Source organism: Paenibacillus sp. 01T422 (assembly GCF_056398785.1).
Map to the genome: position 1 here is coordinate 1 of NZ_JBFTQB010000409.1, position 10595 is coordinate 10595.

The 10595-nt window shown below is 50.1% G+C and carries 10 protein-coding genes and 1 pseudogene; all 11 read right to left on the minus strand.

What is annotated here, in order from left to right:
- On the minus strand, positions 1 to 229 hold a 229-nt coding region (locus tag AC1DUA_RS21545), incomplete at its 3' end, for a Gfo/Idh/MocA family protein (protein ID WP_477501724.1).
- 503 nt (positions 230 to 732) lie between these two features.
- Positions 733 to 903, minus strand: a complete 171-nt coding sequence (locus AC1DUA_RS21550; protein WP_161406315.1) for a hypothetical protein — start codon at positions 901 to 903, stop codon at positions 733 to 735.
- Positions 904 to 938: 35 nt separating this feature from the next.
- Entirely contained in the window at positions 939 to 1922 is a 984-nt protein-coding gene (locus AC1DUA_RS21555) for a formylglycine-generating enzyme family protein (RefSeq protein WP_477501725.1), read from the minus strand.
- 116 nt (positions 1923 to 2038) lie between these two features.
- Positions 2039 to 3049: a LacI family DNA-binding transcriptional regulator gene (locus AC1DUA_RS21560; protein WP_477501726.1), complete on the minus strand. Its 1011-nt coding sequence runs from the start codon at positions 3047 to 3049 to the stop codon at positions 2039 to 2041.
- An 82-nt stretch (positions 3050 to 3131) separates the two neighbouring features.
- Complete coding sequence (iolB, locus tag AC1DUA_RS21565) at positions 3132 to 3950, minus strand: 5-deoxy-glucuronate isomerase (RefSeq protein WP_477501727.1); 819 nt, start codon at positions 3948 to 3950, stop codon at positions 3132 to 3134.
- Between the two features lie 33 nt (positions 3951 to 3983).
- Positions 3984 to 5027 carry an inositol 2-dehydrogenase gene (gene iolG, locus AC1DUA_RS21570; protein WP_477501728.1) on the minus strand — a complete coding sequence of 348 codons (1044 nt, stop codon included), beginning with the start codon at positions 5025 to 5027 and terminating at the stop codon, positions 3984 to 3986.
- Positions 5024 to 5811: pseudogene (locus tag AC1DUA_RS21575) on the minus strand (ketose-bisphosphate aldolase). The gene iolG and the pseudogene AC1DUA_RS21575 overlap by 4 nt, the downstream one beginning before the upstream one ends.
- Before the next feature lie 42 nt (positions 5812 to 5853).
- Positions 5854 to 7299 carry a CoA-acylating methylmalonate-semialdehyde dehydrogenase gene (locus AC1DUA_RS21580; protein WP_477501729.1) on the minus strand — a complete coding sequence of 482 codons (1446 nt, stop codon included), beginning with the start codon at positions 7297 to 7299 and terminating at the stop codon, positions 5854 to 5856.
- 42 nt (positions 7300 to 7341) lie between these two features.
- A complete protein-coding gene (gene iolC / locus AC1DUA_RS21585) occupies positions 7342 to 8352 on the minus strand; it encodes a 5-dehydro-2-deoxygluconokinase (RefSeq protein ID WP_477501730.1) in 1011 nt (336 codons plus the stop codon).
- A 7-nt stretch (positions 8353 to 8359) separates the two neighbouring features.
- Positions 8360 to 9268, minus strand: coding sequence for a myo-inosose-2 dehydratase (gene iolE / locus AC1DUA_RS21590; RefSeq protein ID WP_477501731.1), 909 nt, complete (start codon positions 9266 to 9268; stop codon positions 8360 to 8362).
- Positions 9269 to 9286: 18 nt separating this feature from the next.
- Positions 9287 to 10595 (minus strand): thiamine pyrophosphate-dependent enzyme (locus AC1DUA_RS21595; protein WP_477501732.1); only part of this gene is annotated, 1309 nt, incomplete at its 5' end.

Below are 10595 nucleotides of genomic sequence, written 5' to 3' on the forward strand. Positions count from 1 at the left end.
GCGTATACGGTGGTGTACAAATGGAAACGAGGTCAATTTCCCCCGTGAGCAGTTCTTTATAATCTTTGACGGCGTTGGCATTCRGACCATAATGGTCGATCCGCTCCTGCGCCTTGTCCACATAGATATCACTAATCGCCACAATTTGGCAGCGCTCCGGAAATTTCAAATAGGCTTCAATATGTGCGGTCGATATGGCACCTGCACCAATAATAGCTACTTTCAGCATGCTTATTTCCTCCTTCAGCTTATTGGTTCAAGCTTACCAATATTCTCCTTCCAAATGTACACACATCTTGTGCAAAAATACGGCTATTTTGCGGTTTGATAGAGCCTCCGAATAGAGAAATTAGAGGCCGTAATTTTGGCGGGGGAGGATTGTGATTAACGCCGATTACTCCAGCTATTTTCCGGGATTCTTCCAATTTTGAACGATTAGCTTGATTTTCTACCTCTAATTTAGCATAATCAACCAAAGTCTAGGTAGCTACCGACGCTTTAAATGGAGTTTCTACCGTTAAATCATTCCCTGCCACTGTGCAGCGCAGATTAACGGTAGTTTTCCCACTATTAATGCTGAGGCGTTAATAACCCTGAGTGGGAGAACTACTGTTATTACCACCGACCTGATTTTCTGCTTGAATTGCCCCAAATCAAAAAAAGGCCGCTTTGCAAGCGACCTTTCATTATTCCTACTCACATTTCCTACTCATTTCCTACTCAAAAAACTCATCAATGCTTCAGCTTTCTTCTCGCTTCCAATTCCTTCTTCAGTGCATGCTCAACCGATTCAGCAAGTAAATCGAATTTCTCTGCAACCGAATAACCCAGAACTACTCCGCAGTGCGTACATTTCTGCAATTGAAGATCAGTCGTTTTGGAACAATGTCTACATTTGATCACAGTAAGCCGAACCTCCTATCGCGAAAGCAATGTCTCTATTCAGCATCCGCTGCGCAGCGGAAACCAATATTTCCAGTTGAGCTGTCCGGTGTGTTCTTGCTTCGCGCAGCTACCCGGTACCGATTGCAGTACGATTTGTGGCACAAGTAAGAACCTCCGCGCATCACACGGGCTTGGCCAGAAGGAGGCCCTGACGGGTTCACTCGTTTGGCTTTGATATGATAGTCCGGGCTGAACCAGTCCGAGCACCACTCCCAAACGTTGCCAGAGACATTATACAATCCGTAGCCATTAGGCTCGAAAGCCCGAACCGGCGCAGTACCTGCATAGCCATCACTGGCGTTATTTTTGATCGGGAATTTCCCCTGCCAAATGTTGCATCTATGCTGGCCGCCCGGCTTCAGCTCATCTCCCCAAGGATAGCGCTTTTGTACCAAGCCGCCCCTAGCTGCGTATTCCCATTCGGCTTCTGTAGGTAGACGCTTGCCAGACCATTTGCAGTAAGCTAGCGCATCCTGATAGGACACATGAATAACCGGATGATCCCACCGATCTTCCACACTYGACTCCGGTCCCTCCGGATGCAGCCAGTCAGCACCCTCTACAACCCACCACCATGGTGTTTGCTGCACAGCGGATTTCACCTTTTGAGCCGTGGCTTCGGACACAAACAGATGAAAAACAAATGACCATCCGAACGATTCCGCTTCCGTTCTATACCCCGTTTGATCAATAAATTGCTTAAATTCCGCATTGGTTACTGTACATGGATCTATGTAAAAAGGTTTGATTGTCACCTCTCGTACCGGTCCTTCACCATCAGCGGGGAAACCTTCTTGGTCGTCCGTCCCCATTAGGAACGTACCCCCATCCAAATAGATCATACTCGACTTGTCCAAAACTTGACTGACGCTAGGGCCAACCGCCTGAGTCTGTGCCTGAACAGGTGTCGGAGCGTCGGAGTGAGCTTGTGTAGCTGCATCGCGACTTGCTGAACAACAGGACTTATTAGCTTCCAAAAAAATCTCCCCCCCATTTTATAATGAATGCCAAAACAATGTTATAAGACAAGAATATCACCTTCCAAGCCAACAAGAAAGGACCATTCGACAATCATCGACTGGTCCCTGCTTGTTTACTTGCTTATTGCTCCGGTAGACTTGCGTACAACCAGCTCTGGCTTTAGAACTTGCTCTGGCTTGGCCTCCGCCTTGTTTGCGAGCTGCGCGATCACAAGATCAACCGCCAGCTTCCCCATTGCTTCAATGGGCTGGGCAATCGTGGTCAAAGGCGGGTCTGTGACCGAGGCCAGAATCGTATCGTCGAAGCCGACGATCGACACATCCTCCGGTACGCGCAGACCCAAAGCTTTGGCGGCTTGAAGCGCCCCGATAGCGAGCAGATCATTGCAGCAAAAGAGCGCCGAAGGACGCCCTTCCTGCTGGAGCAGCTCCATCGTTTGGCGCTTGCCGTCGCGAAGCAGATCATAGCCGCCAGACTTCACTGAGGCTTCCGGCAGCTCAAGCCCGGCGCCCGCTAACGCTTCGCGGAACCCGCGAATGCGCTCACGGGAGGAACTGACCTTCAGATGCTCGGCGAGCACAGCAATCCGGGTATGTCCGAGCTCCAGCAAGTGCTGCGCCGCTAATTGGCCCCCTTCGAAGTCACCAACATGCACGGTTTGTACATAGGGACTTGCCATCTCCCGAGCAATAGATACAATCGGAATCGATTTATCTACCAGAGGAGACAGAAGTTCCAAATTATCCATTCCGGTACCGATGATCATGCCGTCGACACTTTTTTGCTGCAGCAGCGTCAAATACCGCTCAATTCGCTCATCTTCGTTATGTGTTGAGCAGATGACGATGCTATAACCGAGCTTATGTCCTTGATCTTCAACCGCATGCGCGATTTCAGCAAAGAAAGGATTAGAAATATCGGGGACGAGCAGCCCGAGTGTATAAGTTTTTTTGCCTGTCAAAGCTGAAGCAATCACGCTCGGTCGATAATTCAACCGCTGCATGACGAGAACAATTTCGTTGCGGCGCTCTTCGCTGATTTTGCCTTTTCCGTTGATTACCTGCGAAACGGCCGCTATCGATACACCGGCTTCACGGGCTACATCATATATGGTTGCCTTCATTTGCTTCTCCCATCGTTGTTTCTTCCACATTAGTCTCTATTATGCTCAGAAGGCATCCAAGTTGCAACCCGTCGTCCAGCCGCTATTCGCGAGGTTTCGTCATTAGCCATGCATGATCAGGATCATTATGGAACTTCCACGTTCTCGTAGGCCCTGCCATCACATTCAAGTAATACACTTCATATCCAGGCGGCGCACATACGGGATGGTAACCTTTTGGCACCAGCACCGTTTGACCATCACGGACAACTAACGTCTCATCCAGGGAGCAATCATCTGTATACACACGTTGAATCGCAAAACCCTGCTCAGGCTGAACATGGAAATAGTAGGTTTCCTCCAGCAACGACTCATCAGGAAGTGAATCCCGATCATGCTTATGAGGCGGGTAGCTGGACCAATGCCCATCTGGGGTAAAAACCTCCACAACGAGTAAGCTATCCGCTGACTCTTGTTCTGGGAGGATATTATGAATCCGGCGCTCGATATTGCCGTATCCGCGAGCCTCAATGCCAACTTGAGCTGGCTCAATCAATCGAGCTGGGTAACGGCCAAAGCCAGGAGCGGCGCATACCGCCAACTCCACGTCCGTTAGGGCCTTAACTTCGTATACATCATCATTTGGCACATACACGGAATACGGTGCAATCTTCTCAAATACGCTCATCCGCTCACCGATTCCTTGCCATGATTGGAGCTTAGTGGAAACGTCCGCTTTCCCGCTTAAAAGAACCAGACAGATTTCATTGCTTCCTGTTTCACGACGTAAAACCTGGCCTTCTGCTAGCTTGACGACTTGAAACCCTACATACTCCCATCCAGCAGACTCCGGAGTGACGGTAAGGACGACACCCTCTTTATCTGCCTCATGGGCTTTGACGATCAGATTTGAATCCGACATGCGATCCCTGCCTCCCTGCCACATTATTGAGCATCATTGTGCTACAGACTGCTGCGACAACAGTTCGCTGATTTCACTGATTTTTACCGGACGCTGCAGCGCTCTAGAGAACTTCGCAGCCAATGCGATACGTTCTGCTTGCAGCCCATCGAAGCCTTCAACTGGAAGCGTATGACCATTCACTAGGCTATCGATGAACATTTGAGTCTCAAGGATATACGCAGCATTATAGCGTTCCAAGAAGAAATGAAGCGGTTTATCGCGCATAATGCCTTCGGCAGTGGAGATTTCCGCTGTATTCGGATGATCGTTGGTCACAGCGACACTTCCTTTGGAGCCGAATACTTCTACTCGTTGATCATAACCGTAGACGGCCTGACGGCTATTATCGATGACGCCGAGTGCACCGTTTGCGAAACGAAGCGTCACAATCGCCGTATCAACATCGCCATGCTCTGCGAAGACCGGATTGATCAGCACGTTCCCCTGCGCATACACCTCTTCCACTTCACTGCCGGTTACGAATCGAGCCATATCAAAGTCGTGAATCATCATATCCATAAAAATACCGCCGGAAACTTTAATGTAATCCGGATGCGGAGGATTCGGATCGCGCGATGTGATTTTCACAATATGAGGCTCTCCGATGGTCCCGCTTTGCACATGGTCACGCACACGTTTAAAGTTATGATCGAATCGGCGATTGAATCCGATTTGCAGTTGGACTCCTGCTTGACGTACGGTTTCCAGCGCCTCCTCGGTTTGCGTAATGTCCATGGAAACTGGCTTCTCACAGAAAATGTGTTTGCCCGCTTTCGCCGCTTGCTTAATCAAAGGTACGTGCGTATCCGTCGACGAACAAATAAACACAGCATCAATGTCGGGATTGGCTATTAGTACCTGGCTGTCCTGTACGACTTGATCGATGCCTCTCTCCGCTGCCCAAGCCGTAAGTTCCTCCCCAGCAAATAAATCACTCACCGCAACAACTTCAACTTGCGGCAATTTCAACAGATTATCCGTATGAATTTTTCCGATTCGTCCCGCGCCGATGATGCCAACTCTGATCTTCTTCATTGTGCATTTCCTCCCGCTTTACCATCGCTGCCAAACAAACGGATTTTCGCCTTCACAGAAGCCTTGATCGCTTCCCGCGCAGGGATCAAATAATTACGCGGATCATAAGCTTCCGGATGCTCTTGTAGATAGCTGCGAATCGCTGCTGTACAGGCCGATTGGTTATCAGACCTGTCAGTCGCTGAATTTCGCCCATCCGGTCGAAGCCCAGTTTAGGTTGACCACGATAGGGTCCATGTACAGAACCTAGAGCAGGCGCCAAGCAGTCTATGCCGGTTTGATACACCAGTTTGACGCAATCCTCCGGCACTGCGTACATCCCCTCGGCTTCGTCCACCACCAAGTCATCTTCACGTCCAGTGATTCTTCCAAGCTCTGCTTCAACGGTTGCCCCAAGGACATGAGCGACTTGAGTAACTCGCTGAGTAACCTCAATGTTCGCTTCCAATGTGTGGTGCGAGGCGTCAATCATCACAGAGGTAAAACCAGCATGAATCGCTCGTACACACACCTCATACGTTGTGCCATGATCCAAGTGAAGGGTGACCGGTACCGTAATTCCGTAATGCTCAATGAGTGCATTGACCATTCCTACGATGCATGGAAGCCCGCCCATATAGGGAATATAAGGCTCGCTGACACCAAGAATAACGGGTGCCTTCTCTTCCTGCGCCGCTTGCAGAATCGCCTGCGTAAACTCCAAGTTGTTCAAATTAAACTGCCCAACGGCATACTGCTCTTCAAGCGCCTTTTGCAGCATGTCTTTCATCGAAACCAGCGCCATGCCTTCCACTCCTCTCTATCTCCATCACGCTTTCTACTTGCATTACCAGCGAGCGGTTACCATTTTTTTCCGTGTATAAAATTCAACGCCATCCGTGCCGTTCGCATGCAGATCGCCATAGAAAGATTTCTTCCATCCTGAGAATGGGAAGAACGCCATAGGCGCTGGTACACCTAGGTTGACACCCAGCATGCCGGCATCAATCGTCTCCCGGAATTGTCTTACAGCACTTCCGCTGTCCGTGAAGATACATGCTCCATTTGCAAAGTCCGAACGATTAGCCAAATCGATTGCTTCCTCTAAGGAATCGACCCGCACGATAGAAAGCACAGGAGCAAAAATTTCGTCTTTCCAAATTTTCATATCGCACTGCACATTGTCAAAAATCGTTGGCCCAACGAAATAGCCTTCACCGCCCGCAGCCGTATCTTTGCGTCCATCACGCAGCAGCAAAGCTCCTTCTTGCTCTCCGGTCTGAATGTATTGCAGCGTGCGCTCCTTATGCGGTCCGCGAATGACAGGGCCAAGGAAAATACCATCTTCATTTCCGTTGCCGATTGTAATTTTGTCCGCGGCTTCCACTAGCTTCTCCACGAGTTTATCGCCTACATCTCCAACAGCTACAACCACGGAGCAAGCCATACAGCGCTCTCCTGCGGAACCGAAGGAAGCATTAATAATTTCTTTGACCGTTAGGTCGAGGTTAGCATCCGGCAGGACGATGGAATGGTTTTTGGCGCCAGCCAGCGCCTGTACCCGTTTTCCATGTGCGGAAGCCGTTTTATACACATATTCTGCGACAGGCTGAGACCCTACGAAAGAAACTGCCTTAATGTCCTTATGCTCCAAAATGCCGTTAACCACATCATGCGCGCCGTGAACGATGTTCAGCACACCTTCCGGCAAGCCGGCTTCCATAAACAGCTCAGCCAAACGATTAGCCAGTAGCGGCGTCCGCTCGGACGGCTTCAGAATGAACGTATTGCCGCAAGCAATCGCCAGTGGGAACATCCAACAAGGCACCATCATCGGGAAGTTGAATGGCGTAATACCACCAACAACACCAACCGGATAACGATACATGCCAGACTCCAGCCCCGTTGCGATATCCGGAAGCTGCTTGCCCATCATCAGATTCGGCGCACCTGCAGCGAACTCGACGCACTCGATCCCACGCAGCACTTCACCATAAGCTTCCGTGTAGCTTTTTCCGTTTTCTTTCGTTACGAGGCGCGCCAGCTCTTCCCAGTGATCGACTAGCAGCTGTTGATACTTGAACAGAACGCGGGCTCTGCGAGGAACAGGTGTAGCGCTCCAGGTTTTGAAAGCAGCGTTAGCCGCTTGAACCGCTTGATCCACATCCTCTTTGGTTGAAAATGGYACATAAGCAATTATTTCTTCGGTCGCTGGATTCATCACGGCTTCGTTATGCGTTGCAGTTGATTCTACCCAGGCTCCGCCAATCAAGTTTTTCAATACTTGTGTCATTGTGGTTTCCCCTTTCAATGTTGCCTAATTTCTGAATTTTGCCTATGAAGCAGTAATTTCATTGCGATTGCAGCGCTCAATATAGTCTTCTACTTGGTCAACGGTAGGCATTGCATCTGAGCAGCTATGGCTGGAAATAACGATACATGCGGCAGCGCTTCCGAATTCCATGCTCTTCTCAAGCGTCCAGCCTTGCATAACCCCATATAGGAAACCTGCGGCATAGGAGTCTCCCGCCCCAAACGTTTTGACGACTTTGGCCGGGAAACTCTTCGCTCGGTGACCCTCATCATCCTGTGTATAAGCAATGGAGCCGTCTTTCCCATGTTTGATGATGACGATTTTGGCTGAATGGTTAAACCATTTGGAAGCCGTCACTTTGTCATTGGAAGACTCATTATTTTCGAAGCACTCCATCATATCGAACTCTTCACGCGTTCCGAGGATGATGTCGCATTTTTCAGCAGCCAGATTATAATAAACCGCCGTCTCTTCCGGTGATGTCCATGTATAAGGGCGATAATCTAGATCGAAGACGATGACAACGCCATGCTTTTTGGCATAATTCAGTGCTTGGAATACCGCTTCTCGCGATGGGCTTTTGGCAAGCGCCGTCCCGGAAATAAGCAGCACCTTAGCCTGTGCGATCAGCTCTTCTTGAACCTCGTTAGGCGTCAGCTTAAGATCAGCTGCATTGTCACGGTACATCAGGATGCTGCAATCGGTAGGACTTTTAATCTCCGTAAAAGCAAGCCCCGTCACGGCTCCGGTTGTATCCGTTACAACACCAGTGGTGTCGATCTTGTTGCGCTGTAGATAATCCGTAATGAAACGACCCATCTGATCATTAGCGACTTTCCCGATGAAAGCTGTATTCAGACCCAAACGCGACATCCCAATCGTGATGTTCGCAGGCGAACCTCCGACATATTTGGTGAAAGTCATCGTTTCTTCCATGGGGCGATGAATTTCGTTCGCATTCAAATCGATACACAAGCGTCCAATAGCTACAAAATCAAGCGGCTTATTCGTAGGAAAAGATACATAAGTCATGGCTTCTCTACCTGCTTTCTTCGGATATGAGCGTTTGGATAAAATCAAGCGACTTCTTCGCGTATTCATATGCTGGATGTTCAGCAGGGTCTTGCTCTCCTTCGAGCATCGCCCACCCGCTGTACTTGCGCTCTAGCAGCTCACGGAAAATCGGAGCGAAATCCAGACATCCGTCACCAGGTACCGTGAACACGCCTTGCCGAATGCAGGTAACGAAATCCGCGTTCGCTGCGCGTGCTTGATCGAGGATCTCTTGCCGAATATCCTTCAAATGAATATATGCGATACGGTCGTAATGCTTACGCAAAACCGCAAGCGGGTCTGCACCGCCATAATAGGCGTGGCCTGTATCAAACAATAGATACACAAGATTAGGATCGGTCAGCTCCATTAAGCGATCGATTTCTTCCGGCTGCTCGACGGCTGTTCCACCGTGATGATGATACGTTAGTTTGAGACCGTATTCCTGTGCGATGGCTCCAGCTGCATTCAAACCTTCTGCCAGCGAACGCCAGGCTGCATCATCGAAACGCAGTACTTCCTTCTCGTTAGGCGTACGCCGCGGATCAAAGTGCAGTGAATCTCCCACTTCGCATGTAGAGATAACTGTGCTTCCCATCCCATGAAGAAACTCTACATGCTTGCGGTAAGCTTCAAGCTCTGCCTCGCGATAAGCCGGGTCCGAAAATAGCACCGATTTCCATTGTGAAACCAGCTCAATACCACGTTTCGCAAGCTCATTTTTCAAAATGGCAGGATCAGTCGGATATTTGCGTCCCATCTCGGTACCGGTTAACCCTAACGCCTGAATCTCGTCTACAATTTGCTCAAAAGTGGTGTCAGCACCGTGTTCCTTCACATCCTCGCCAACCCAGTTAATTGGATGTATGCCAAGTTTAAAAGGCTGTTTTGCCATGCACTGTTTCCCCTCTCGCTAAATAATGGTGACCGCCTGAATGCGGGCTTTCATGTTTTCATGCGCTTGCACAACCTTGCTTGAGACGGAAACCTCGGGTACGCCGACATTCCACCAGGACTCATACCCATCGGTATTCGTACCTGGCACAACGGCAATTTCAATGAGTGTAGTCACACACTCCTGCTTKGCTAGCTGCAATGCTGTCTGAAGCTCTTCAGCCGTATTTGCCTTATAAGCCTTAGCCCCCAAACTGCGAGCATGCGCGGCAAAATCAATCGGCATGTAGGCTCCTGTCAAACCGCCTGCTGCTTCAGCCCGGTAACGGAATTCATTGCCGAATCCATCACTGCCCTGGCTTCTTTGGAGGTTATGAATGCATTGAAAGCCGTGGTTATCAAATAGCAAAACGGTAATCTTACGTCCTTCTTGCAGACTGGTAACCATCTCGGAATGCATCATCAGGTAGCTGCCGTCGCCTACCATGGCGTATACGTCGCGTTCCGGTTCTGCCAGGGCAGCGCCGAATGCTCCGGCAATTTCGTACCCCATACAGGAGAAGCCATACTCCATGTGATAGGTTTTGGGCTCGACTGGTCGCCATAATCGATGCAGATCACCTGGCAGGCTGCCAGCAGCGCAAACGATGACCGAGGAAGGGTCAATCTCGGCGTTTATGACACCCAAAGCGCGAGTTTGTGCTAGTCCCGCTTCATGCTGAGCTGCGTATAGACGGTCCACTTCAGCGGTCCATTGTTGTCTGAGCCCGTCAATTTCCCCGCTCACATAAGCGGTTCTATAAGTTGACTGTGTAAGCGCTTCCTGCAAGGCGATAAGACCTTCTCTCGCATCTGCGGTAATCCCCACGCCATTTAACTTCGCCGAATCAAAACCGCTGACGTTAATGTTTACGAATTGCACGTCAGGATGCGCAAATGCCGACTTCGACGCTGTCGTAAAATCGGAATATCGCGTACCGACGCCGATAATGACATCAGCTTCCTGGGCAAGCCGGTTGGCTGCCAACGATCCTGTTACGCCGATGGCACCGACCTGCAGCGGATGGTTCCAAGGCAAAGCGCTTTTGCCGGCTTGCGTTTCGGCCACGGGAATGCCAAAAGCTTCGGCGAACGCTGCAAGCTCCTGTGACGCGGAAGCGTAGAGCACGCCGCCGCCGGCGATGATGAGCGGCTTGCGCTTGCCTTGCAGCAGCTCGGCTGCCCGTTTGACCGCGCCCTCAGCGGCTGGCCGACGGTCGATATAATGGACTTTCTTATCGAAGAAAGCTAATGGATAATCGTAGGCTTCTGCCTGAACATCCTGCGGC